The sequence below is a fragment of the Streptococcus sp. S5 genome (assembly GCF_034134805.1).
Lineage (GTDB): Bacteria > Bacillota > Bacilli > Lactobacillales > Streptococcaceae > Streptococcus > Streptococcus lingualis.
In genome coordinates this window covers 1,867,284-1,890,813 of record NZ_CP139419.1, presented here as the reverse complement: position 1 = coordinate 1,890,813, position 23,530 = coordinate 1,867,284, and the positions used below count along the sequence as shown (strand labels likewise).

22 protein-coding genes and 5 pseudogenes are annotated in these 23,530 nt (G+C 35.0%); 23 read left to right on the top strand and 4 right to left on the bottom strand.

Annotated elements, in window-relative coordinates; translation table 11 throughout:
* Positions 1–95: 95 nt before the first annotated feature.
* The 11 genes and pseudogenes from SM123_RS09195 (at position 96) to SM123_RS09150 (ending at position 10,281) form a co-directional block, all read left to right on the top strand.
* Positions 96–1,032: pseudogene (locus SM123_RS09195) on the top strand (IS30 family transposase).
* 469 nt (positions 1,033–1,501) lie between these two features.
* Positions 1,502–2,362 carry an Rgg/GadR/MutR family transcriptional regulator gene (locus tag SM123_RS09190; protein WP_023919397.1) on the top strand — a complete coding sequence of 287 codons (861 nt, stop codon included), beginning with the start codon at positions 1,502–1,504 and terminating at the stop codon, positions 2,360–2,362.
* Between the two features lie 78 nt (positions 2,363–2,440).
* Positions 2,441–2,548 (top strand): streptosactin, encoded by a 108-nt coding sequence (gggA, locus tag SM123_RS10310; protein WP_023919395.1) that lies wholly within the window; start codon positions 2,441–2,443, stop codon positions 2,546–2,548.
* A gap of 57 nt (positions 2,549–2,605) precedes the next feature.
* Positions 2,606–3,805: a streptosactin maturase GggB gene (gene gggB, locus SM123_RS09185; protein WP_023919393.1), complete on the top strand. Its 1,200-nt coding sequence runs from the start codon at positions 2,606–2,608 to the stop codon at positions 3,803–3,805.
* Positions 3,798–5,339 carry a streptosactin export ABC transporter GggC gene (gggC, locus tag SM123_RS09180; protein ID WP_320909462.1) on the top strand — a complete coding sequence of 514 codons (1,542 nt, stop codon included), beginning with the start codon at positions 3,798–3,800 and terminating at the stop codon, positions 5,337–5,339. The genes gggB and gggC overlap by 8 nt, the downstream gene beginning before the upstream one ends.
* Before the next feature lie 176 nt (positions 5,340–5,515).
* Positions 5,516–5,667, top strand: a pseudogene (locus tag SM123_RS09175) (IS630 family transposase); the annotation flags it as partial.
* Between the two features lie 92 nt (positions 5,668–5,759).
* Complete coding sequence (locus tag SM123_RS09170) at positions 5,760–6,632, top strand: helix-turn-helix domain-containing protein (RefSeq protein WP_023919388.1); 873 nt, start codon at positions 5,760–5,762, stop codon at positions 6,630–6,632.
* Positions 6,633–6,835: 203 nt separating this feature from the next.
* On the top strand, positions 6,836–6,973 hold the full coding sequence (locus SM123_RS09165) for a hypothetical protein (RefSeq protein ID WP_155167719.1): 138 nt from the start codon (positions 6,836–6,838) through the stop codon (positions 6,971–6,973).
* 145 nt (positions 6,974–7,118) lie between these two features.
* Complete coding sequence (locus tag SM123_RS09160) at positions 7,119–7,412, top strand: hypothetical protein (protein ID WP_023919386.1); 294 nt, start codon at positions 7,119–7,121, stop codon at positions 7,410–7,412.
* 6 nt (positions 7,413–7,418) lie between these two features.
* The gene (locus SM123_RS09155; RefSeq protein ID WP_023919384.1) at positions 7,419–9,620 is read left to right on the top strand and encodes an ABC transporter permease; all 2,202 of its coding nucleotides are present in this window, start codon (positions 7,419–7,421) and stop codon (positions 9,618–9,620) included.
* 4 nt (positions 9,621–9,624) lie between these two features.
* Complete coding sequence (locus tag SM123_RS09150) at positions 9,625–10,281, top strand: ABC transporter ATP-binding protein (protein ID WP_023919382.1); 657 nt, start codon at positions 9,625–9,627, stop codon at positions 10,279–10,281.
* Positions 10,282–11,187: 906 nt separating this feature from the next.
* Here SM123_RS09150 and SM123_RS09145 read toward each other — a convergent pair.
* Positions 11,188–12,087, bottom strand: a complete 900-nt coding sequence (locus SM123_RS09145; protein ID WP_023919380.1) for a tyrosine-type recombinase/integrase — start codon at positions 12,085–12,087, stop codon at positions 11,188–11,190.
* A 94-nt stretch (positions 12,088–12,181) separates the two neighbouring features.
* Here SM123_RS09145 and SM123_RS09140 point away from each other — a divergent pair, with 94 nt between their 5' ends.
* Genes SM123_RS09140 through SM123_RS09130 form a run of 3 tightly spaced genes read left to right on the top strand, consistent with a single transcriptional unit; the run spans position 12,182 to position 14,171 of the window.
* Complete coding sequence (locus tag SM123_RS09140) at positions 12,182–12,745, top strand: hypothetical protein (protein ID WP_023919373.1); 564 nt, start codon at positions 12,182–12,184, stop codon at positions 12,743–12,745.
* A 57-nt stretch (positions 12,746–12,802) separates the two neighbouring features.
* Entirely contained in the window at positions 12,803–13,180 is a 378-nt protein-coding gene (locus tag SM123_RS09135; RefSeq protein WP_023919374.1) for a TIR domain-containing protein, read from the top strand.
* Positions 13,181–13,190: 10 nt separating this feature from the next.
* The gene (locus SM123_RS09130; RefSeq protein WP_023919376.1) at positions 13,191–14,171 is read left to right on the top strand and encodes a caspase family protein; all 981 of its coding nucleotides are present in this window, start codon (positions 13,191–13,193) and stop codon (positions 14,169–14,171) included.
* A 22-nt stretch (positions 14,172–14,193) separates the two neighbouring features.
* On the opposite strand, the gene SM123_RS09125 is transcribed toward SM123_RS09130, so the two are convergent.
* A complete protein-coding gene (locus SM123_RS09125) occupies positions 14,194–15,435 on the bottom strand; it encodes a hypothetical protein (protein ID WP_023919378.1) in 1,242 nt (413 codons plus the stop codon).
* 244 nt (positions 15,436–15,679) lie between these two features.
* Between SM123_RS09125 and pezA the strand changes: the two genes are divergently transcribed.
* The 4 genes from pezA to SM123_RS09105 all read left to right on the top strand — a co-directional run bounded on the left by pezA (position 15,680) and on the right by SM123_RS09105 (position 17,817).
* On the top strand, positions 15,680–16,156 hold the full coding sequence (pezA, locus tag SM123_RS09120; protein ID WP_046165028.1) for a type II toxin-antitoxin system antitoxin PezA: 477 nt from the start codon (positions 15,680–15,682) through the stop codon (positions 16,154–16,156).
* Positions 16,156–16,923 carry a type II toxin-antitoxin system toxin PezT gene (pezT, locus tag SM123_RS09115; RefSeq protein WP_049487882.1) on the top strand — a complete coding sequence of 256 codons (768 nt, stop codon included), beginning with the start codon at positions 16,156–16,158 and terminating at the stop codon, positions 16,921–16,923. Before pezA ends, pezT begins: the two co-directional genes overlap by 1 nt.
* A gap of 268 nt (positions 16,924–17,191) precedes the next feature.
* On the top strand, positions 17,192–17,449 hold the full coding sequence (locus SM123_RS09110) for a type II toxin-antitoxin system Phd/YefM family antitoxin (RefSeq protein WP_023919367.1): 258 nt from the start codon (positions 17,192–17,194) through the stop codon (positions 17,447–17,449).
* Complete coding sequence (locus SM123_RS09105; protein ID WP_023919365.1) at positions 17,446–17,817, top strand: type II toxin-antitoxin system death-on-curing family toxin; 372 nt, start codon at positions 17,446–17,448, stop codon at positions 17,815–17,817. Before SM123_RS09110 ends, SM123_RS09105 begins: the two co-directional genes overlap by 4 nt.
* Before the next feature lie 390 nt (positions 17,818–18,207).
* On the opposite strand, the gene SM123_RS09100 is transcribed toward SM123_RS09105, so the two are convergent.
* Both SM123_RS09100 and SM123_RS09095 read right to left on the bottom strand, forming a co-directional pair.
* The gene (locus SM123_RS09100; protein ID WP_002893762.1) at positions 18,208–18,429 is read right to left on the bottom strand and encodes a tyrosine-type recombinase/integrase; all 222 of its coding nucleotides are present in this window, start codon (positions 18,427–18,429) and stop codon (positions 18,208–18,210) included.
* A gap of 244 nt (positions 18,430–18,673) precedes the next feature.
* Complete coding sequence (locus SM123_RS09095) at positions 18,674–19,282, bottom strand: DUF1269 domain-containing protein (RefSeq protein ID WP_002893760.1); 609 nt, start codon at positions 19,280–19,282, stop codon at positions 18,674–18,676.
* Positions 19,283–19,632: 350 nt separating this feature from the next.
* On the opposite strand from SM123_RS09095, the pseudogene SM123_RS09090 reads away from it, so the two are divergent.
* The 5 genes and pseudogenes from SM123_RS09090 to SM123_RS09070 all read left to right on the top strand — a co-directional run.
* Positions 19,633–19,776 (top strand): annotated as a pseudogene (locus tag SM123_RS09090) (IS982 family transposase); the annotation flags it as partial.
* Positions 19,777–19,779: 3 nt separating this feature from the next.
* Positions 19,780–20,113, top strand: a pseudogene (locus SM123_RS09085) (diacylglycerol/lipid kinase family protein); the annotation flags it as partial.
* A 148-nt stretch (positions 20,114–20,261) separates the two neighbouring features.
* A pseudogene (locus SM123_RS09080) lies at positions 20,262–20,852 on the top strand (IS256 family transposase); the annotation flags it as partial.
* 180 nt (positions 20,853–21,032) lie between these two features.
* The gene (locus SM123_RS09075; protein WP_002893755.1) at positions 21,033–21,311 is read left to right on the top strand and encodes a DUF6110 family protein; all 279 of its coding nucleotides are present in this window, start codon (positions 21,033–21,035) and stop codon (positions 21,309–21,311) included.
* A 1-nt stretch (position 21,312) separates the two neighbouring features.
* On the top strand, positions 21,313–23,376 hold the full coding sequence (locus tag SM123_RS09070) for a heavy metal translocating P-type ATPase (protein ID WP_002893754.1): 2,064 nt from the start codon (positions 21,313–21,315) through the stop codon (positions 23,374–23,376).
* Positions 23,377–23,530: the final 154 nt, after the last annotated feature.

The window sequence follows — 23,530 nt, the reverse complement described above, 5'->3', positions numbered from 1 at the left end:
TGATAAATTGTAAAATATAGTGCAACAAAAAAACTCATAGCGTTTCATTGGTGTAAACTGTAAGTAACCGCACAAACAGAACCCGAGGAAAAACTATGAGCTACTCCCATCTTACCATAACCGACCGAATAAAGATAGAAACTTACTTGGATTTAGGTTTAAAATCTTGCCAAATTGCAAGTAAACTTGACTTTCATAAGTCTACCATTTCAAGAGAGTTAAGACGATGCCAAAATGGTTACTACGCCGTCTTAGCACAGGAACAGTACGACCACAGGGCTAAGCAAAAGGGTCGGAAGTCTTGTTTGACACCAAAGTTGAAAAAGGAAATTGAGAAGGGGTTAAAAGCCTCTTGGTCACCTGAACAGATTTGTGGTCGCTATCAGCTTGAACAAAAGCCAATGGTAGCTTTTAAAACCATCTATAACTGGCTCTATGCTGGTTTGATTGATCTGGATTTAAGCGTCCTGCGCCGAAAGGGAAAAAGTCGACAGCCCAAAGAAACACGTGGGGCATTTAGGATTGGCACGTCGATTGCCAAACGTCCTAAAGAGGTCAGGAATCGTGAGACTTTTGGCCACTGGGAGCTCGATACTGTGGTGTCTTCCAGAGGCAAAAGTAAGGGCTGTTTAGCGACCTTTCTAGAGCGAAAAACTCGTTTTTACTTAGCTTTCAAGATACCAGATAGAACAGCCCAAGCCATGTTTTCAGCTATCGAACAACTTTGTAGGCTATTTCCAAAAGAGGCTCTTAAAACCTTCACTTCAGACAGGGGGAAAAGAGTTTGCCTGCTATCCTCTGGTGGAGAACTTAGGAATTCCCTTTTTCTTTGCGGACGCCTATTCTTCCTGGCAGAGAGGAAGCAATGAAAACGCAAATGGCTTACTAAGAGAATATTTCCCAAAGAAAACAGATTTAGCCGTTATCTCTGATGAGGATTTGAACAAGGCTTTATTTGATATCAATCACCGACCACGAAAATGTTTAGCTTACAGAACTGCTTGTGAAGCTCTAGAGGATGAGTTCAAGTAAATGTTGCACTTATTCTTGCAATTTATCATATAAAAAAGACCCTTAAAATAATTGATTTTAAAAAGATAGTTTTCGTTAGGTTAATTTATTTGCACGTCAAACACTATAAAAAGAGAGTGGGACAGAAATCGGTAATTCGTTAGAATTCGATTTCATCGTCCCACCTCCGCACAGTTGAGTAGGGCTGTAAAAGCTGATGAAATCAGCGTAGTAGAGCCCACTCAACCACTACGTATTGCTGACAATCCAAAGACAATTGAGAGGCTAGGACTTTTGTCCCAGCCTCTTTTTATAAGAGAGTGAAATTATCCAACTCCTATAACTATGATTCCTCCAAGTATTACTAAAGATAAGTAAAAAAATAATTTTTTATTCATAATAGCAACCTCTTTTCTTTTTCTCCTATGATATAATGTTATTCAAGATATTGTAATAAATTCCCTTATACACAATTTAAGAGGTACTTTAAATGAAATACGGAAAAATTTTTAAAAAATTTAGAGAATCAAGAGGACTGTCACTAAAAGATGTTTCTAAATGTGGAGTATCAAGTTCTCACCTGTCAAGGTTTGAGCATGAAGAAGCTGACTTAACTATTACAAAATTCATTTTAGCACTTGAAGCAATTAATATGCCAATTGAAGAATTTATATACGCAGCGCGCGATTTTCATAGAGATGACTTTAATGAATTGTTAGAGAAAATTCGTTTATTAGTAGCAAAGCGAGATATCGTTGGTATGGAAAATTTACTGATTAGTTTGTTGGAAAATAAAAAGAAGAAAGGCCCTTTTTATGAGCTAAATACGATTTTGGTTAAGATTCGTTTACAGGACTTATCAGGAAAGATCTATGTGACAGATCAAGATATTAGTTTTATCAGTGAGTACTTATTTTCTGTAGAATACTGGGGGTGTTATGAATTGTTGTTGTTTATGAATACATTAGATGTTTTAAATCATGAAACTATGATGGTTTTATCAAAAGAAATGTGCCATCGCTCTGAATTTTATAGAGATATTCCAAATAATCGTCGTTTACTATCGACCATGTTGTTAAATGCCTATATAACATGTATTGAACGAAACGAGCTAATAGATGCTCTTTATTTTGAAAAACAACTAAAATTTTGTAACTTCTCAGAAACTGAAATTTATGAAAAACTAGTGTTTCATTATGCGAAAAATTTGTACGATTTAAAGAAAACTCATAATCAATATGCTTTAATTGAGATGAGAAAATGTATCGCAACAATGAAATTAGTAAATAGTCAACAGTTAGCATGTACGTTTGAACATCATTTAGAACAAGTGTTGAACGATTTAGAATAAATTGTGTATAAGGGAATTTTTTATAGCGCTCCTAAAATGGTAATATGATATCTATATAAAACATAGGAGGTGAAAATAATGGAAGAACTACAAGTTATTAACCTTGAAGATCTTTTAGAGTTTGATCAAGGTTATGTTGTTAATAATAACTGTGGACCAAGTCATTCTTGTGGTGGCGGTCGATAGTTTCTTCCGAGGTGGGGAAAAATTTCCCCATCTCTGTTTTCATTAATGAGGATTGCTATGATTAAAAAAATTGATACTGATTTTGGTACATATTATTTTGATTCCATTTCTTTTACTTTGTCTTCTTCACCTGAATATAAAAATACGTCTAATACTTTGGATAATCTTGATGATGGAATCTTGAAGAAAGTTGTAATAAATATTTCAAATAGCTGTAATCTATCGTGTTCGTACTGTTATGCTGATGGTGGAAACTATGGCATGGACAATCGAGTAATGGATTTTGATACTGCTGATAAGATAATTCAGGAAATTGTAAGTAAGGGAATAAAACAAATTAATCGATTAATACTTTTTGGAGGAGAGCCTTTTTTAAATATTGAGTTGTTTGTATATTTTATTGAGAAATTATCTAAATTTTTAAATATATTAAAAGTTGAGACTGTTACTAATGGTACTGTTTTGAATCATCGAGTAAAGCATATGTTAAATAAATTTCATCCATTTTTAACAATTAGTTTAGATGGACCAGAGGTTGTTCATGATAGGTTAAGGGGAAAAGGAAGTCACAGAAAGACTCTGAGATTCATTAAGTATTTAAAAAGTATTGATTATGATAATTTCGAAATTGCATCAACGTATACTCGTATTCATCAAAAAAATGGTATTAGTAGAGAAGCTATTTTCAAATATTTTACTGAGATGGATGTTCATTTTAATGTTAATGATGTCTTCAGTAAAAATAAAGTACTTATTGTTAAAGAAATGGAAAAAAGTTTATCGGAAAGAAAAACTTTTATAGATACATCTATTCAGAATGTAATTGATTGTAATGAGAAAGCATTTATTAGCCCAATCTTATACGATGTTTTAATATCTATGATTTACAAGAGTACAAACCATACTTTCTGCGATGATATTGATCCTTCCAATACAATTACTTTTGACGTAGATGGAAGTAAGAAGTTGTGCTTTAGATTCTGGGGGAGCCATAATAGTCCAAATGTTGAAACATTTAATAATAAGGATAATTTTTCTAAGTGTAAAGATTGCTGGTGTAGAGGTATGTGTATAGAATGTGTTGCCAATGTAATTGATGGTTATTCCACTGTCATTAACGAGAATGGAGAATTCATAGAATGCCACAAGCCAGAACTTATGGAATACTGCATACAACAAATTATATACCTTTCTAGAGATAAAGAGCGACTATCTAAGTTGGTAAATAATTTCAGGAGGTTTATACGTTATGCTTAGATCTTATGTAACCAAGAAGCACTTATTCTTCTATTTTGTGGCGATTATGATTACTTGGCTGGAGGCTATCATTACACCAGCTTTGATTCAGTATATTGTCTCTAGTTTTACCAATCACCAGTTGCATTTGCTATGGCAAGTCTTGGTTTGGGGGATTATTGGAAATTTGATTCTCTTGCTGGGTTTGGCGGGGAAACGTTATTACTATGCACGAGTACTGACAGACTTCAAGTTGGGTATTAAGAAGGATATCTTTCAGACTTTCTTATATAGTCGTCGGATTGCGGATGAGGAAGTTTTGTCAGACTTGGAAAATGATGTAAAACAGCTAGAAGATAATTATATTGAGTCGACTGTTATTATCATTTCTTCTTTGGGATTTACAACCGTCTCTATCTGTTATGCTCTTTGGACTAATTTTTATCTTGGCTTGCTCTTTATCGTTTTTTATTCGATACCTACTCTTTGTAGTGGAATTGGCTCTAAACGTTTGGATGAAATTACGAAGGAGAAGTCCCTAGCGAACCAAGTCTATGTCTCTCAAGCAACCAATATGATCGCAGGTGCTCGTTCCATACGGTATTATCGGGGACAAAGTTTGTTTTTCAAATTGTTTTCTAAAGATTTGCATAAGACTCTAAAGGAAGAAATCGCCTATGAGAAGCAACGGACAATAAATAGTCTCTTTATCAATGGAATTGATGCTTTTTGCTCGGTCGCGCCTATTGTCATTGGTGGTTTCATGACCTATTATAACTACCTATCTGCAGCCAGCTTTGTAGGGATTTACCTAGTATCGTATAATATTGGCTATCAATTTCAGGAGTTGTCTTATTTTATCAATACTAGAAAATCAGCTAAGTCTCTCTGTGATAAATATCAAAAATTGCTGGGAGTGGGCTTTGAAATGCCTTCTGTTCTCGAAGGTTCTGTCTTTCCTATCCAGTTAAAGCAAGTAAGTGTAGTGCGTGATGGTCAAGAAATTCTAGCCCCTTGTGACCTAACTATTGAGGAAGGCGAAAAGATTGCTATTATCGGAGAAAGTGGGTCTGGGAAAACCACCTTACTGAACCTAATTTATGGTGAAATTAAGCCCAGTCATGGTCGGATTCGCTACCATGGGCAAGAGCTAACCTCGGATGAACTTTATCAGGCAGGAGCCTACATTCTCCAGTCTAGTCATATCTTTGATAGTTTGAGCCTAGAGGAAAATATTGCTTTGGGACAAGAACTGGATTCCGTAAAGATGGATGAAATCCTGCGACAAACTGGTTTGAAAGCTCTTCAAAGCAAAACCCCTAGTAACCAGACTCTGTCGGGCGGTGAGAAGCAGCGGTTAGAAATTGCACGTGCTCTCTATCACAATCGCCAATTTATCCTAGCTGATGAAGTCAAAGCCAATCTGGACCTTAAAAATCAAGAGAAAATCAGTCAACTTCTCTTCTCGCTCCCTCAAACACTCGTAGAAGTGATTCATCACTATAGTGAAGAGGACTTGAAGCGCTATGATAAGGTGATAAAACTGGAGAAATAGGTGGAGGTATAGGTTTCAGAAAGGAGTGGCAAGTTCTCTCTTTTTTGTAGGTTGGATAATAAAAACTCTGTCTAAAAATATCAGTACAATAACATCAAACTAGGGATGTAGCTAGTGAAAGTCCTACAGTAAGGAGTTGAAATATGAAATTCCATGAATTTGGGGATAAGAATTTACCTCTTGAGCAAGTCTGGGCAGAGATTCGGAAGCGAGGGTTCAAGAACAAGATGTTTAAAACTCTCAATGAAGTCATTGATAAGTTGCAAGAAGTGATTAGGAGCTTGCATTGGACAGTACTATTGTTCATAGAAGTTGGATTAGTTTTTGATTTTAGGTGAGTATGAATAATTGAAAAATAAAAGTCATAATGTTATAATTTGTGATATAAAGATAAATATTACATAGAATAGAGGTGGCCATATGGGGAAACTATTGGCGAGCCGAATGCGTAGTCGGAGAAAAGAACTGAATTTGTCTCAGGTTGAATTGGCTGCTGGTATCTGTGAACAGGCCCAAATCAGTAAAATTGAGCGAGATGCAGACTATAGTCCTGGCTCAGACTTAATATATGCCCTTGCAAAAAAGCTAAATGTATCAATGGACTACTTTTTTGACGAGGATATCCATGTCGAATCGGAGTTTTTGACTCAATTTCGTGCTGTATCTAAGAAATTCTTAGACTTACGAGATTATGATTCACTAAAATATATCTATGAGTTAGAAGCTGCGAAGACAGTAAAACTCCCTCTCTCCGATCAGTTATACCTTCAGTGGATAGAGGCTATTGTGTTGTTTAACCATGACCTTAAACAGAATGAAGCGATCAAAAAATTAGAAGCTATTTTGTCAAAATATAGCGAATATGATTGGGAATATTTGAATATCTCAAATAGTTTATTACACTTTTACTTTCAGACGGATGAACTCTCAAAATTTGAAGAAGTCTATAATCGCATGACCAATCTTTTTAAGAGTGTTAAGGTTCGGACAATTGATGAACTTGAAATTCTGATTAAATGTCGGTATAACTTTTGTCGGTATCTATGGTTAAACCAGCAAACAGAGAGAGCGATAAGTGAGACTTTTGAAACGATTGGTATTTGTCTCAAAAATAATAGTTTCTACTGTTTAGCTAATCTTTACTGTTTACTTGGGAATGTTAGTGAAGGTTTTGCCCATAAAGATGCCGTTAAACAGTACTTTGTAACAGCGCAGCGTGCATACCTGCTAGAGGGAAATGATAAGATGGCTTTAGACCTTGAGCGTTTTATCAATGAAACATTCCCAGCATAATTGTTATAGACAACTCAGTCTTTACTGTGTTGTTTTTTATATGCATTTATTATAACATCTCTCATGAAACGAGTTATTTCTACGGTTAAAATAAACATATTCATAATAAAAAAATAAAATAAAAAAATCTTTATAAATACAATTGACAAATAATTTTCTGCGTGATAGAATACAATCAAGGAATATGAAAGGGGTTGCAAGATATGAAGAAAGCAACTAAAAAGTTTGTTGTCGCAGTTTTATTAGCGGGTTTATTAGTTATTGTTGGTAAACCATCGATAAATCCCGCTCCCGCCCCTTTAGGCTTTGATCCTGGAGAATTATATTCTGTAAAATTTTAAAATATGAATTGTAAAATTTTATGAATAAGCTGGTAGTATTACCAGTTCAAAGAAGGGATAGTTGCCAATGTACTAAGTTGTCATAAGTTACTAAAAAAGAGTTGTAATTGTTAGTTTTAGTCAAAAATGAAATGGAGACTATGTTATGAAGAAAAGAATTAAGAAGATTATTTCAACATCGTTACTTGCTCTTACCCTAGCTGGTGCAGGTGGTTCAATCGCTTCTGCCGCAACAGTTTATTATAAAGGTTCTGCCGTTTATTGGAACTATGGTCGTACAGTAGGACTTTGGAGTTACTCACACGTTCAATCTGGTGTGTATGAACACGCAGCAAGTGCTAACGGAGGTTTCTCAGGTTGGAAACGGCCAGGAATTGAAGCACGTGCATCTAGATATATTGGAAGTGGTACAGCACAATGTTACTGGAATTGTAGGTAAGCGCCTATGACATACAAAAACATGTTATTAGGTAAAATGAAGTACTTAATCCTGTTTTTGATTGCCATTCAGAGCGTACTACTTGCTCTGATGGCAATTTTTTTTACAGGTGTTCAGTATGAGGAGGCATGGCAAAGTTATAACCGTAATTCTAGGACAGTTACAGTTTATCTTCAAAGATTATCTGAAGAACAGTCGCAAAGTGTATACCAATACTTTTTGGAACAAAGTGACTTGTCTATTTGGACGAAACGTACTACAAATAGTAGTAGGGATGGTTCAATAAATAGAATATATTTAGATGTTCTTGGCAATCCTGAAGGTTTTTCAGATTTTACAAACGGTGGTAAAATAATTTTATCACGCCAACAAATTTCAGATTTATTATCCCATAGTGACAATAACTTGACTATTGGACTTGATAAGGGAACTGATAATATGCTCTATGAATTACCGAGCTTGTTATTTACAACCCCTGTTGTTATTAATCGGTTAGACCATATTTTTCAAGAAACAAATACAATAAACGGGATATATCATATCAATGGTCTTCAGGACAACCTCTCAAGAGAAACGTTTTTATCAAATCTCTCATCCATTACTGGGATTTCTGTTGAAGACTTGATTAGAGAGAGTTTTGGCAGTAATACTGTTGAGGGAATTGTGCCAATCGTTTTAGCTGCTAGTATTGCAGTAAATGCTATGGTTCTTCTTGTTCTTTTCCTAATATGTGTTTTACAATCCTTTAAACATTTTGGGACATTGATACTACTTGGATGGGATAGGAAGGAGTTGTGGTCTGCCCTCTTCAAGGATTCTCTTCTGTTTTCTATTTATATTGCACCTGTTTCCGCACTAGCAACTTGGTTTTTGTCAGGTTGGGCTAGTTTTGGATTATCATCATTTGTGTTAGTCTTTGCGGGTACAAGTCTTTCAATCTTGTTACTATTGCTAACATTAATTATTCCAAGTATTGTTGTTTATTTGGTTTCTCCATTAGCTGCAATTCATAAACGGTTACCAATGAAACCATTAATGGCAACCAGTTTGTTATTCTATACTTTAGTAGCTGGTTTATTAATAGCAGTTAGTCATTCCTTAGATGCGCCAATGAATCAGTTCATTGATAATGTCAAAGTAGCTAGGGAGTGGAAAAGTGTCGAAAATATGTATGTTATTTCGGATTTTGTAGAAGGGGATGATATAGGAACCTACTCTGGTAATACAAATTCATTAGAAAGCAGCATGTATCACTTTTACCAACGAATTTCAGAGATTCCAGGTGTTTATATTGCTCAGGGAGAATATCTCGGGCAAGAATACCTTGATACAATCTATGGTACGTATCAAAATGTTCCTAAAAAACCATTTTGGTATTTAACCTATTCTTATAATTACTTATCTGAACTAGGAGTTGAGTTAAGTAATGAAGAATTATCCGAAATACGTAATGGTGCCAGATTGTACCTTATTCCTGATACTCTAGGTTCAGCGGATGTTGAAACCATGAAGGCTTATTTACAAGAAGTTGTTCGAGTAAAACCAGGGGATATAGGGACTAAGTTTACAGAAAATCCAAGATTTTTATTTAGAACCTATCAGCCATCTAAGTCCATTTTTACTTGGTCAAGATCAATCGATCGAGGTGTAACTAGTGAAGAACCTGTTATTTTTGTAGCAGCTCCTGAAAACTTGTACTTCATGGAATCAGCAAACCTATCTGTGAGTGGATATGACGGAATTTTGAAAGTTCGTGATAAGGAAACAATGAATCAGGTAAAATCAATTTTAGAAAATGAGTTCCCTGATTTATCAGACAATGCACTGAAATTTACAACGGTTAAGAATTATATCAATGGACTTCAGAAAGATCTCGGCTATACTTTCTACCTATTTGGAAGTATCATTGCTATTATTGTCTTTACTATGATGGCTATCTTTTGGAGTTTTGTCTTGATTTATCGCTTGCTTTTCGAAGAAAAACTGTATGTACAATACTTCATGGGCTTTTCTCCTTGGAAGAGGTATAGCGGTGTTCTTTCTCTTGTCGTTGGTGTTTCTGCGATAGAACTACTTGTTTCTATCTTACTAGGTTCTAAGTTGGGAATAGTTTTAACACTAGTTACATTTGCTTTCCAATTATTACTTCTTTACTTCAATCTATTCCGTAAAGAAGTAGAAAGTCTCATACAATCGTTTAAGGGGTGATTTAATGTCTATGATTTCCGTACAAAGTGTGTCAAAAAAATTTGGGTCACGTGAGATTTTAAAAGACTTAAGTTTTGATGTTGAGGAAAATGAATTTGTAGCTTTAGTAGGGCCATCTGGTTCTGGAAAATCTACGTTACTTAATATGATTGGCCTTTTGGATAATATTGATAGTGGTAAGATTTTAATCAACGGGAAGATCTTACCAAAAGTGAATTCGCGTTCTGCGGTTAACTATCGAAAGAATGTTATCAACTATCTATTTCAATCAAATGCACTCATCTCTACATCCAGTGTAAAAGATAATCTCATGCTTGCTATGAACTTTACTAATTTCTCTAAGGAAGAGAAGGAGAAAAAGATTAAAGAAACCTTGCGGTTTGTTGGTTTGGAAAATAGACTAGATAGCAAGGTCAATGAATTATCTGGAGGTGAGCAGCAGAGAATCGCCATCGTGAGAGCTATTCTAAAACCAGGTGATATCATCTTGGCAGATGAACCAACAGGTTCATTGGATCCTGATATGGCTCAAAAATCATTTGACTTAATTCGGTCGTTGAGAGATCAGTTTGGAAAAACAATTCTAATCGTCACACATAATTTAGACCATGCGAAACAATGTGATCGAATTGTCTCGTTGAAATCAGCTTTTGTAAATTAGTCTACTCACTTACAACTGAGATAATCATTTTAGTCTATAGAACAATGAAGGAAGTGGAAGTTTAAGGATGAAAAATTTTGAATACTATATGACACAACCGCCAAGTTTGTACAATCATCTAGAGTTATAAACTTATCTAGTGGTTGAAAATCATATTGATGACATCCTTTGTCTGCATATAATTTTCAACAATAAATTAGAAGATATGGTTGTTTTACATCCATTTCAAAAGAAAACTGTCCCTATCCCACATTGTTTTAAAGGCGAGACTGTGACAGTCTTAGATGACGATGAGGTTACGTGGCATTTGTTAGAATTTCAAGATTTTAGAACTTGTTTGACTCAGTGATTCAGCATGGAGTTCACTAAAATATAAGAAAAAGAATTTTATCAGGAAAAGTATTCTACTATATGTATAGTGGAAAATCGTAAAAAAGCAAAGACGAAGTAATTACCTCGTCTTTGCTTTTTTAGTATAATGAACACCTTCATGTCAATGAAGTCAATATCGGATGGCAGCCCTTTGGAGTAATCAAAAATGCCCAAATTAATTAAAACTTGCGCATCTTATTAATTTTACAAATTGGGTATTACTACTTTATGTCACCCTTTTTCAAATATATTATACAAAAAAATGAAAAGGTTTACAAGAAATTGACGGTTATAGGAATAATTCTCATCACTTTGAACATTAAAAAGGAGAGAACCGATTTAGTCCTCTCCAGATTGTAACTTTATATCAACCCACTACAGTTGACAATGAGCCAAGGATCAGTCGATATCATCTCTATGGGGCAAGCAAGGCAAGTACAGACACAACAGGGAATCCCTTTGTCTATAACGGCAAAGCCCGTGACGATACTGGACTTGACTATTCAGGATAGGGTTACCTCTATGAAGGTAGCCCTATTTTTTTGACTGTGAATGAATCGAAGCAATGGGATTACACAGAGTTAGAATTTCTTTTTGCTTTGACTGAGATACATGAGTATAGATTTGTGTGACTGAGATAGAACTATGTCCAAGAATTTGTTGAATGTATCGAATATCTACATCACTATCTAGAAGCATTGTTGCGAAACTATGTCTAAACATATGGGGGGTAATAGGTGTAGTTAAGTTATGTTGTTTAACAAGGGTATTTAGAATTAAACGTACACTTTGCTCTGACAATGGTTTGAAAGAATATTTTCCAGAGAATAGGTAGTTACTGGGTTGAAAACAGTAGTTATTTATATATGTTTCTAGTAAGCTAAATGTTATTTGATCTCCTAAAAATAGGATACGTTCTTTCTTACCTTTTCCCATAATATGGAGAGTCCTATTTGAAAGATTAATATTTTTAAGATGAATATGACAAAGTTCGGAAATCCTAATACCAGTTGAAAGCAATAGGGAAATGATTAGCAAATTTCTTTCAGCTTTTTGTTTTTGATATTTAGTTTTTGAATAGGTAATTTTCTGTTCTAGATGTAAAAAAATACTTTTCAAAATATCATAAGGAATCGTTTTAGGTAATATTTTTTCCGTTCTAAATTGATAACGTAATTGATTAAAAGGATTCTCATCAACTAAATTATGATATTTTAAGTAGCTGTAAAACACCTTCAAACTAGCAATTTTGCGACGTAATGTATTAGATTTAATATTGGATTTCGTCAAATGTTCAACATAGGTTTCCACACTGCTGTAATTTGAATTGTAAAATTGCAAAAGATCATTTTTGTAAGCTCGAATCGTATGTGAACTCAAGCGTCTATGGGTTTTGCAGTAGTCTAAGAAAGTAGAAATATGTTTATAATCCATGAATAACTCCTTTATCAATAATCATGCTATTATATACTTATTTGAATGCTTTGTATAGTGATAATAAATAGTTATCGGTAGGAGATTGATGAATATGACAAATAAAAAAATAAGAGTATTTTTAAGCAGACCTAATCCATTTACGAATGAGCAACAATACTTTATAGATAAACTAAAGAGTACTCTAGAGAACTATAATATAGAAAGCATAACTCTACAAGCAAAGGATTATTCTCCCTATGAATCATTATCTGCTTTAAATGAAATGATAAAAAGATGCTATGGTATGGTTATCTTAGCTTTCGGTCATACGTATATTCAATCTGGAGTTTTAAAAAAGGGAGCAATTCAAGATAAAAAGTTTTTTGAATCTGACGAACAGTCGTTAGATGGGAAATGGATTACTAGTTCGTTTTGCCAAATTGAAGGTGCTATGGCGATCTCAAATAATATTCCTATTCTAATCATTAAGCAAAAAAATTTGCGAATTGATGGCATTCTAAAAGATGATAAAAAAATTGTATCTGTATCAGATTTTTCATTGGATGATAAGACACAAATTGACTCTTTCTTCGAACAAATTTTAGAGAAAGAAATATATTGTTGGAAAAAATCATTGGAAGAAATATTTAATACAATTGAGGGAAATATCGTATAGCATACTTTCTAATGTGATATAATACAAACAAAAATACTTTTAAAGGGAGGTATTTAGATGAAAAGAATCTTTATAAGTTTTGCCATTGAGGATGAAAATTTACGAGATTTTCTAAGGGGCCAATCAAGAAATACAAACTCTCCATTTGAATTTGTGGATATGTCTGTTAAACAACCTTGGGATTCTCAATGGAAAACTAAATGTAGAACAAGAATTAGAGGGTGTGACGGTATGATTTCTATCATTACTAGGAATACCAAGAAAGCAGATGGGCAAATTTGGGAAATGAACTGTGCTATAGATGAGGGGATACCACTACTTGCAATTTATGGGAACAAAGATCATATTGGTGCGACGATTCCAAATGAATGTGGCTATCTTCCTGTAGTAGATTGGAATTGGGAAAAGATTAGCGCTTGGATAAAACAATTGTGAGGTATAATTTATGTTAAAAAACAAGGCATTAATTGTTGGTATCGATGCATATTCTCAGGCTCCGTTAGGGGGGTGTACTAATGATGCAGAGGAGATAGCGAAATTATTGGAGGAGAACGAGGATGGTTCCCCTAATTTCAGTGTTAAGCTAAAACTTAATATACAAACAAAAGCAGAGTTATTGGAGGACCTTCATTCTTTATTTAAAGAAGGAGAATCTGACATTGCACTCTTTTATTTCTCAGGACATGGGACAGATGAGATGGCTGGTCAAATCGTAACACCAGATTTTAATGGCTATGATATGGGAATTTCTATGAATGATATACTTCGACTAGCAAACACTTCAAAAAGTCGAAATAAAATTATCATCTTAGATTGTTGTTATTCTGGAAAGTTAGGAGATTGTAGTCCTATAGACTCATCGAATACCATGATTGGAAAAGGTGTTACTATTCTAACAGCCAGCGATCGTGATGAGGTTGCTATTGAGGATGGAATAACTGGTCATGGTGTGTTTACTGAATTACTAATTCAGGGGCTAAAAGGTGGAGCAGCAGATGTTAGCGGGAATATCACTCCTGCTAGTTTATATTCTTTTGTTGATCAGTCACTTGGAGTATGGGAACAAAGGCCGCTATTTAAAACAAATATAACAGGATTTTTACCTATCAGAACTGTTGAAGCTAAAGTATCAAAAAAGGTGCTACGAAAACTTCATCAATATTTTCCAGAAGCTACTTCAGAATTTCAATTAGATCCATCATTTGAATTTACCAATACTCCTGAAGTAACTCATGAATATAAAGAACCTTTCGCAAAAGAAGAAAATGTTGGTAAATTTAAAGAGTTACAGCTTTATGAAAGCGTAGGTTTGATCGAACCTGTTGGAGAGGAGCATATGTACTTTGCTGCTATGAATAGTAAGTCTTGCCGTTTGACACCACTAGGTTTACATTATTGGAAATTATCAAGAGATAAAAGATTTTAAAAAGGGAAGTGAGCAAAATTGCTCATTTCCCTTTAATTATTTTTAGAGTTTCATGATAATCATGCTTTAGCTCTTTACGACCTGAGCTTACCGTCTCTTCTTGCCTTTTTGTAACAGGCTTAAATTCAATAATTGATTCATCAGTACCAAATGCAATTAGGGTCAAATCTTTAATGTTTTCATTATACCAAGTATTGTCAAGATCAGTTTCTTCTCGTTTGAGAAATTGTAATTCTGTTAAGCAAGTTTTAGCAAAATGAACAGCAGAGTAGTAATACTCTTTTATTGATTCAATATCTTTTGATATACAATATTGTTTTAACAAAAGTGCACAGTAGTTTCTAGCACAATAAAGATTCCCACTTTCAAAGTTTGAGCCATTTTTGTAATATCTTCTAGCTTGTTCTAAAAATTTGCATTCTTTAGTTAGGCCAAATATTTGTTTATTTATTGCTGCAACAATACCCAGTAAGTTTTCGTTTGTCGATGTAGCTAAATCTATGTTCTCATTAACGTATGATAAGGTTAAAAGCAAATTTTCTAGGGACAAATCTTTTTTATAGCTACATAATAGATATTGAGAAAGTATATCTTCATCAAAGGATAAGTTTAAAACTTGAAGGTACTGATTTTCGGCTTCTTTAAACAGCATATTTTCCTTCAAATTTTCAGCTTTTTCAATCATTGTCCTTATAGATGCTCCTGCTACATGTACATTTTTATCTAATTGAACTAATGGTTTAATCTTATACAAATTGAAATCAAATACAGGACTATCAATATAATCGGTATTGGATTCTAGGCAAGAAATTAATATATCTTCTAATTCATCTTGCAGAGATTTTCTATAGTTTTCATCCGATACTATTTTCTTTCTATGATATCTTAATTGAGGATTCATTGAAATATCAAAAAATGGGTATTTGCTAATAGTTAGTTCTTCACAAAGTATAATTGTAGATTTTGGCCTCATTGCATGCCGAAGTCCCAACTCATAAATTGCATTTTGATTTAAAGTGCTTATATCAGCAATCACAATATCAGCTAAAAAAATAGATGTTATGAAGTTTTTATTAATAGCTAATGAAGTTGGAACTTCATCTCCTCGATATGCTTGTGTGGAGTAGACTGATTTTAAATGATTTCGAGATAATACAGGCTTTATAAACTTAAAATAAACATCGTCTAAATTCAGTTTGACTAAAGTTCCAGGAATTTTTTTAACCCCATATCCCATGACTACAAAGCATGTTTTATTACTCATCAATCATTCTCCTACCGATAACTATTTATTATCACTAGTATACCATAGATTCCTATCTCTAATATGTTTTCAATTGTAGCTTTCTTATTTTTTATACTCTCAAAGACTTTTGAACAGCCTTATAGTGATTTTTTCTTCAATAATTGAATGTGTGACATTTTATCTCTCAGTCATAACAACGCACCATTTTTGGTGCGTTTCTAAATTTTGTGCTATAATAGAAATAAATAAAAGGAGGACCTTCATGATCGGAGAAAATATTAAAGCGTTACGTAAAACACATGATCTAACCCAGCCTGAGTTCGCAAAGATTGTTGGTATCTCTCGAAATAGCCTAAGTCGTTATGAAAATGGAACAAGTTCAATTTCGACAGAATTAATAGATCGTATCTGCCAGAAATTTAATGTTTCCTATATCGATATTGTAGGAGAGGAAAAGATGCTCACGCCAGTGGAAGATTACCAGCTCACTCTGAAAATTGAAGTGATTAAAGAACGAGGGGCGAATATCTTAGCGCAACTTTATCGTTTTCAAGATGAACAAGGAATTGCATTTGATGATACTTCTAATCCTTGGGTTCTAATGAGCGATGATTTGTCTGATTTGCTGAACACGAAGATTTATCTTGTGGGGACTTTTGATGAAGTAGAGCGATATAATGGCTATTTGGATGGCATTGAACGGATGCTAGAACAAGCTACTCATCTGGTGGTGGCTTAATGAAACTAGAAGAATTTAGTCAAGATGATTTTGAACGAGCATCCAGACGACTCGTTCGTTCTTTAACTCGTGGTAAAACAACTTCGTCTCAGCCCAAGGCTATCTTGCTAGGTGGACAGAGTGGTGCTGGGAAAACAACGATTCATCGTATTAAACAAAGGGAATTTCAAGGTAATATCATTATCATTGATGGAGATAGTTATCGCTCTTTTCATCCGAACTACCTTGGCTTACAGGAAAAGTATGGAAAAGATAGTGTGGATTATACCAAAGTATTCGCGGGACAAATGGTTGAATATCTCGTAGATGAATTGAGTAAACAAGGTTATCATTTGTTAATCGAGGGCACCTTGAGAACAACAGAAGTTCCTAGAAAAACGGCACAATTATTGATAACTAAAGGATATCAAGTCTCACTTGCACTAATAGCGACCAAGCCAAAATTGTCCTATCTCAGTACTTTGATACGTTATGAGGAGCTCTACGCCATAGATCCTAGTCAAGCTAGAGCAACTCCTAAAGCACACCATGATGGAATTGTAGAACATTTGGTTGATAACTTACGGGAGTTGGAAAAGGATAAACTTTTTAGACAAATTCAAATTTATCAAAGAGATCAATCGTGTGTTTATGATTCGCATGTAGACGAAACCTCAGCAACAGAAGTTCTACACGAATGCCTATTTGGAAAATGGAGTAAGGTGGAGGAAGAGATGTTGAAGTTGGGACAGGAACGGTTGAGAGAGATGGGGGGAATTAATAAGTGACGAAGGGCTAATTTATGAGTACATGATAATAAAAGCTCATAAGATTTTCTAGTAAAATAGAATTGAACGAACTAGTTACGAAAGGAAGTCTTATGAGCTGCCATCATTTTACTATAGTTGAGCATGAAAGTATTCTCATTTACCGTACGCAAGATCTAAACCCCCCCTCAAATTACTAAGTTATTTCACTTAATATAGGATAAATCCATCCTATATTTTTGCTTTTGTTGCTTAATAATGGTATGATAAACAAAAGGAGGCGATGACAATGCAAATTAATCTTGAAAATTTAATTCCAATCACGGAGGCAAATCAGAATTTCTCTAAAGTTGCTCGTATGGTTGATAGTAAGGGTACAGCTGTTATTTTGAAAAACAATAAACCTAAATATGTTTTAGTTGACTATAACACCTTGGTTCAAGTAGAACAGACAGAAGCTGTTGTTGCAGATCAAGCTAGTGTTGACGAGGTGGCAAGCTCTATCTTGTCACGCCACCTAGAAGCCTTGAAGGAATTAGCTAAATGAAGCGATTAACCGTTGAACAGGTTGTTGCCTTACATAGTCAATTGATTATATCTACGGGAGGAATGGATGGTGTACGAGACAAGGGGTTAGTTGAGGCCTCGCTTTCGAATGTTTTTGACACTTATTTTGGAGTTGATCAATATCCAACTATTGAAGAAAAGGCATCTAGGCTTTGTTATTCTTTGATTAAGAATCACGCTTTTTTAGATGGAAATAAGCGCATTGGTATTTTTGTAATGCTTGTGCTACTAGAACTTAACGATATTATGCTTGATTGTACTGATGAAGAGTTGGTTCATCTCGGATTGGGTGTAGCGGCATCAGAATTAACCTACGAAGATATTTTAGATTTTGTAAAAAGTCATTGATACAAAAAGCAAGTGACTATTAAAAATTACTTGCTTTATTTTTTAATGATTCGAAGGTAATAATGGTGTGAACTTTTTGGTAAAATCTAGCTCAATTCGTGTATTTTTAGTGTAAAATTCACACCATTCAAATGAAAGTTATTCAAATTAGATGAAATTGTTCTTTCTGAAAACGTGAGAAAACATTGATTTTAAGCGCATTTTGAAACGTATTCAAATAGAAGTGTTTCCAACCAGGTCTTAAGAAAGCTCGTAAAGCATCACAATTCTCAAAACGTTAATCAATACGATTATATCAACGTTTACAGACATTCAAGAATTATTTCTTGGATGTCTTTTTTGTTTCAAAAAATCAAAGTTCACCCCAAAATTCACCCCATATTCACCCCATCAATTTTTTAAACTACGAAAAGCAATATCACCTACAGTCTGATTGACTTTATCTTTGATATTAACGTAAGTTTTTGTAATCTCTTTATCACTATGAGTAAGAGCTTCTGAGAAGGCTTCAAGAGAAACACCTGCTTGTTTAGCAAGAGTAGCACCAGTATGTCTTAGTTTGTGTGGTGATGCTGGTGCTAATTCGGGATGTCTTCGTCTGACTGATTTCATCTTGATAAAACTTAAAATTTTTCTAATTATAACGAAGCATAGTCAAAAAGCTATGACCTCTATATTCACAAAAAAATCCAGACCAATACTAGTCCAGATTTCTTGTCTATTAAACATTCTTTTCAAAGAATGGAAGAACGGCTGTAACGGCTTTGTCAACGCAATTATTTAACTGTGAGAATCCGACGCACATAAATTTTAAATGGCGTCTCAGTCACATTTAAATTTATGAGACGCTTAGACGTTAGGCTTTCAATTTGTCAAATTTTGCTTTGACATTTGCCTTGAATTCTTCAAGTTTAGCCTTGCGTTCGGCTTTACGTTCAGCCTTCATTTGTGCACGTGCCTGGTTGTAGAGGTCTTCTTGGACTTGCAGAGCTGCTTCGATTTCGGCTACGACGGTTGCTACATCCCAACGCACGATTTGGGTGTCGTACTTGGTGAAGTAAGCATCGATGACTGCTTCGTTGTTTTCTTGCACCAAGGCGACAACGGCTGTTTCGCCGTCGATCAATTTTTGAGACACAACGTCAATCAAGCCAGCTTCTGCCGTATCAACGGTATCACCAGCAGCCAAACCATAGAGGCTGCCAATACCATAACCAAACAAGACGCCGATAGGACCACCCAAAAGCCCGATAACTGCACCGAGCAAGCCACCTTCTAGGGTTGCATCCGTCGTTGAATCTTCAAAGTCATAGCGTTCTTTTTCAACGATGTGACCGTTTTCATTTTTGACCAAGGCGATTTGAGCAACCTTGGTCGTCTGAGTTTGGCGGAAAGCCTTCAAATCCGCAAAGGACTGATAAGCTTCGCTTTCAGTGTTAAAGACTGAAACTACTAGGTTTTCCATAGTTAGTACCTCTTTTCTAAATATATACGTTCATTATAATACAGTTTCAATCACTTTTCAATCATTTTAGTGCGACATTTTAATTGATATGTCGCGTTTATCAGCGTCAAAGAACAGTTTCAGGCAGCGGTATATCTTTGCCATATCCCAGCCCAGACACTCTGGCGACTCTGAGTGATTATCAAGAAAGGCGTCCAGCAACATCTTAAAGCCTCCCGTGCAAAAAGTAAATAAATAGTGTTTTTCCTGTATGCCTGTCACACGGCTAAAAGACCGCTTGACCAAATCTTCCAGAAAATTATAGCAGATATTATGTACCAGCTCTGTGTAGCGAGTCTGATGAGCGTGCCGAATCACATCGACACTTTTATAGAATCTGCCAACTGTTTCCTTATGGTCGAATCCTTGAAAGAAGTCGCTTTATTCGTCGGTCAAGACAATTAATTTGGCTGGTGCAACTGATTCGCCAAGCTATGAACAAGCAATTATTACCTTTTGAAAGCAAAAATGGCAATTATGAAGGTGAAGCTACTCAGGTCTTAGTTCTTCTATCCAATTACTATGCAGACAAAAAACTATTTGATGAAAATACAGATGAATATGGAAATATCTTGATTTTAAAGGATTCATCCATCATTTCTAAATTATCGGCTATCCCAGATTTATTAAAAAGGGGATCTAGTAGGTAACAATAATATCGAATATATCAAAGTACGCAATATTAGGATTTCTTCAGAGGTTGAGTTAGAGTCAGATGTTGATGGGGATAAGTCGGATAATCTGCCAATAGATATAAAAATACTAGAAAACAGGCTTGAAAAAGGCTCGTAAAGCTAGCCAGTTCTCTAAACGTTAATTCGTTGCTGGACAGCAGAATACAAACGAAAACACTTTGCATCTTGCAAGGTGTTTTTTTCTATGAGAACTGGCGGTGCGCAATTAGGATAGCTCTAGCGACTTTAGTCGCATAGAGATATGCTATGCACAGTTGCCTCAAGAAAACAATGCTTCTTGGTCCACCCTGTTAGACAAGCTTCAAAACCAAGGAATCCAACAGATTTCTCTTGTAGTTACAGATGGCTTTAAGGGGCTTGAGCAGATTATCAGTCAGGCTCACCCATTAGCTAAACAACAATGTTGCTTAATTCATATTAGTCGAAATCTAGCTAGTAAAGTGAAACGAGCAGATAGAGCGGTTATTCTGGGGCAATTTATAATGATTTATCGTGCTGAAAATTTAGAAATGGCAGGACAAGCTTTAGAGGACTTTCTCGCCGAATGGAAACCAAAGTATAGGAAAGTCATGGAAAGTCTGGAGAAGACGGATAATCTTTTAACTTTTTATCAGTTTCCCTACCAGATTTGGCACAGCATGTATTCGACAAACCTCATTGAGTCTCTTAACAAAGAAATCAAACATCAAACGAAAAAGAAGGTTCTTTTTCCTAATGAGGAGGCTCTGGAACGTTACTTAGTTACGTTGTTTGAAGATTATAATTTCAAGCAAAGTCAACGAATCCATAAAGGGTTTGGTCAATGTTCTGATACACTTGAAAGCTTATTTAATTAACACTCCGTAACTCTACTTAAGTGTTTACACATAATTATTTACAGTATCAAAAAATAAAGTATATTGTTTTCATCATAATATAATTAAATATCAGTATAGAGAATTTTATCTATATATCAGATATCAGCAATTGCTTTTGCTGTCATTTTTCGCTACAATAGTTACAAGGAGGAAATAAACATGTTAAAAGAAGTATTAAACGTCGCAAAAGTTGCGAAAAAATCATCTCTCTTCTTAGGAGGGGTAGCATTTGGGACGCTTGGCTTGAAAGTCTTAGCAAGTAAAGAAGCTAAGAAAGGCTATTCTAAGGCCTTGGCTAAAGCTTACAAATTGAAAGATGGACTGGATGCATCTGTTTCTGTTGTAAAACAACACGGTGATGATGTTTTACAAGACGCTAAATATTTATACGAACAGGAAAAGAAAGAAGAACAATTAGATAGCCTGACAGGTGAATAATATGTCTTTTAAAGTGCTACACAGAGGATATCAACATATCCGATTATCGTCCTCGTTTTCACTGACCTTGGATATTCAAGATTATCTTCGTTCCTTGGCTAAAGATGAAAAAGGGATCGACTCTATTCAGTTTTATATGGATCAGCAGCACTTTACTCTACGTATGAAAGAAGGCTTCTCTGTATTAGAAAATGCAGAGGCCTTTTTAAAAAAAATTGACAAGGGGAAAGTTTCGGACTTGATGACTCTTCCCATTCGTAGAGAAGAGAGTGCTTATTCAATTGTATCGGGTGCAGCGATTAAGCGTTTGCTGTTTCGAAGTTTTGTACCCTACCCTATTCGTTATATTTGGACTTGTTATCAGGCTTTGGGTTATGTCAAAGAAGCCTATCAAACTTTAGCGCGCAAGGAACTAACCATGGAGGTCTTGGACTGTTCGGCCATTTTGTTGTCCTTGTTTATGAACCAATCCAAGACAGCTAGCAACATCATGTTTATGCTTGATTTGGGTAATCATCTGGATCAGTGGTCTTTAAAAAAAACAGCAACAGATTTGGAACAAAGCCTTCTTGCTAAAGAAAGTGATGTTTTCTTAGTGCGGGGAGACATGGTCATCAGCATCAAGAGTTCTGATGTTCAAGTAGGTGATGTATTAGTTGTCTCCCAAGGTAATGAAATCTTGTTTGACGGCCAAGTGGTTTCAGGATTAGGCATGGTCAATGAGAGTTCCTTGACTGGAGAGAGCTTCCCTGTTGAAAAGAAAGAGGGAGATTCTGTATGTGCGAATACTGTTTTGGAAACAGGAGAGTTAAGAATTCGTGTGACTGATAATCAGATAAACAGTCGTATTTTGCAACTCATCAATCTGATGAAAAAATCTGAAGAGAGTAAGAAGACAAAACAACGTCATTTTATTAGGATGGCAGACAAGGTTGTAAAATATAACTTCTTAGGTGCTGGTTTGACTTATCTGTTAACAGGTTCGTTTTCAAAAGCCATTTCCTTTTTATTGGTGGATTTTTCATGTGCTCTAAAAATATCCACACCTGTAGCCTACCTTACGGCCATAAAGGAAGGTCTAAATCGAGAAATGGTTATTAAAGATGGTGATGTATTAGAAAAATATCTGGAAGTGGATACTTTCTTGTTTGATAAAACGGGTACCATCACGACGAGTTATCCTTTGGTTGAAAAGGTTCTTCCTTTCGGAGATTATACTGAGAAAGATATTTTAAGAATAAGTGCATGTTTGGAGGAACATATCTATCATCCTATTGCCAATGCAATTGTTAAACAAGCTGAAATTGAAGGCATTGAACACGAAGAAATGCATGGCAAGCTTCAGTATGTTGCAAGCAAAGGGATTAAATCGCAAATTGATGGTCAATCGGTTGTCATTGGAAATTATGTACTAATGCAAGACGAACAGGTAAGAATTAGTTCTGAGCAGCTGGCCTTGATTGAGCAATATAAGACTCATTACAATTTATTGTTTTTGGCTTATAAGAAAGAATTAATTGGGATGTTTTGTATCCACACTCCCTTGAGAAGCGAGGCGAAAGTTGCATTGAAAAAGCTAAAGCGCCAAGGGAAAAAACTGATTCTGGCAACTGGTGATACGTTGGCTAGAACAGAAGAGTTGGTTAAAGATCTGCCATTTGACAACGTTTATACTGATTTAAAACCAGATGGTAAGTTTCAGTTGGTTCAGGAATTACAGAAAGCTGGCCGAACTATTTTGATGGTTGGAGACGGGTTAAACGACTCTGCTGCCTTGACGCTTGCAGATATTGGGGTTGTGATGAATGAAAGTGCTGATATTTCTAAGCAGATGAGTGATATTTTATTATTAGATAATCGTTTAGATTTCTTCGAGGAATTGAATTCTTTATCTGAATCGTTGCAGAAATTAATTCAAAGAAATATTCAAGAAACAGTTGTAATAAATGGAAGTTTAATTGGATTTGGGTTGTTAAATTGGTTAAGCCCATCTAATCTTTCGATATTGCACAATCTGACTACTTTAAGAATCGTCCTTCGTAGTCTTTCTATTAAAAGTAGGTAAGAGACCGAGAAGCTGAGGTTATAAAAACTAAAAGGAGTTGTCTCATTTGAGAATAACGGCTCTTTGTCAACTGTAGTGGGTTGGTGGAAAATTATACCCTGGAGAGGACCAAATTGGTTCTCTCCTTTTAAATATTGAAAAAACCATTGGCAGT

Excerpts from the sequence above, each read along its gene's own strand:
- SM123_RS09070 (WP_002893754.1), top strand. The coding sequence starts at position 21,313 with ATGTCTTTTAAAGTGCTACACAGAGGATATCAACATATCCGATTATCG.
- SM123_RS09160 (WP_023919386.1), top strand. The coding sequence starts at position 7,119 with ATGAAGAAAAGAATTAAGAAGATTATTTCAACATCGTTACTTGCTCTT.
- pezA (WP_046165028.1), top strand. The coding sequence starts at position 15,680 with ATGATCGGAGAAAATATTAAAGCGTTACGTAAAACACATGATCTAACC.
- SM123_RS09190 (WP_023919397.1), top strand. The coding sequence starts at position 1,502 with ATGAAATACGGAAAAATTTTTAAAAAATTTAGAGAATCAAGAGGACTG.
- SM123_RS09150 (WP_023919382.1), top strand. The coding sequence starts at position 9,625 with ATGTCTATGATTTCCGTACAAAGTGTGTCAAAAAAATTTGGGTCACGT.
- gggC (WP_320909462.1), top strand. The coding sequence starts at position 3,798 with ATGCTTAGATCTTATGTAACCAAGAAGCACTTATTCTTCTATTTTGTG.
- SM123_RS09095 (WP_002893760.1), bottom strand. The coding sequence starts at position 19,282 with ATGGAAAACCTAGTAGTTTCAGTCTTTAACACTGAAAGCGAAGCTTAT.
- SM123_RS09170 (WP_023919388.1), top strand. The coding sequence starts at position 5,760 with ATGGGGAAACTATTGGCGAGCCGAATGCGTAGTCGGAGAAAAGAACTG.
- SM123_RS09140 (WP_023919373.1), top strand. The coding sequence starts at position 12,182 with ATGACAAATAAAAAAATAAGAGTATTTTTAAGCAGACCTAATCCATTT.
- pezT (WP_049487882.1), top strand. The coding sequence starts at position 16,156 with ATGAAACTAGAAGAATTTAGTCAAGATGATTTTGAACGAGCATCCAGA.
- gggA (WP_023919395.1), top strand. The coding sequence starts at position 2,441 with ATGGAAGAACTACAAGTTATTAACCTTGAAGATCTTTTAGAGTTTGAT.
- SM123_RS09125 (WP_023919378.1), bottom strand. The coding sequence starts at position 15,435 with ATGAGTAATAAAACATGCTTTGTAGTCATGGGATATGGGGTTAAAAAA.
- SM123_RS09165 (WP_155167719.1), top strand. The coding sequence starts at position 6,836 with ATGAAGAAAGCAACTAAAAAGTTTGTTGTCGCAGTTTTATTAGCGGGT.
- SM123_RS09075 (WP_002893755.1), top strand. The coding sequence starts at position 21,033 with ATGTTAAAAGAAGTATTAAACGTCGCAAAAGTTGCGAAAAAATCATCT.
- SM123_RS09135 (WP_023919374.1), top strand. The coding sequence starts at position 12,803 with ATGAAAAGAATCTTTATAAGTTTTGCCATTGAGGATGAAAATTTACGA.
- SM123_RS09110 (WP_023919367.1), top strand. The coding sequence starts at position 17,192 with ATGCAAATTAATCTTGAAAATTTAATTCCAATCACGGAGGCAAATCAG.
- SM123_RS09155 (WP_023919384.1), top strand. The coding sequence starts at position 7,419 with ATGACATACAAAAACATGTTATTAGGTAAAATGAAGTACTTAATCCTG.
- SM123_RS09130 (WP_023919376.1), top strand. The coding sequence starts at position 13,191 with ATGTTAAAAAACAAGGCATTAATTGTTGGTATCGATGCATATTCTCAG.
- SM123_RS09100 (WP_002893762.1), bottom strand. The coding sequence starts at position 18,429 with ATGAAATCAGTCAGACGAAGACATCCCGAATTAGCACCAGCATCACCA.
- gggB (WP_023919393.1), top strand. The coding sequence starts at position 2,606 with ATGATTAAAAAAATTGATACTGATTTTGGTACATATTATTTTGATTCC.
- SM123_RS09105 (WP_023919365.1), top strand. The coding sequence starts at position 17,446 with ATGAAGCGATTAACCGTTGAACAGGTTGTTGCCTTACATAGTCAATTG.
- SM123_RS09145 (WP_023919380.1), bottom strand. The coding sequence starts at position 12,087 with ATGGATTATAAACATATTTCTACTTTCTTAGACTACTGCAAAACCCAT.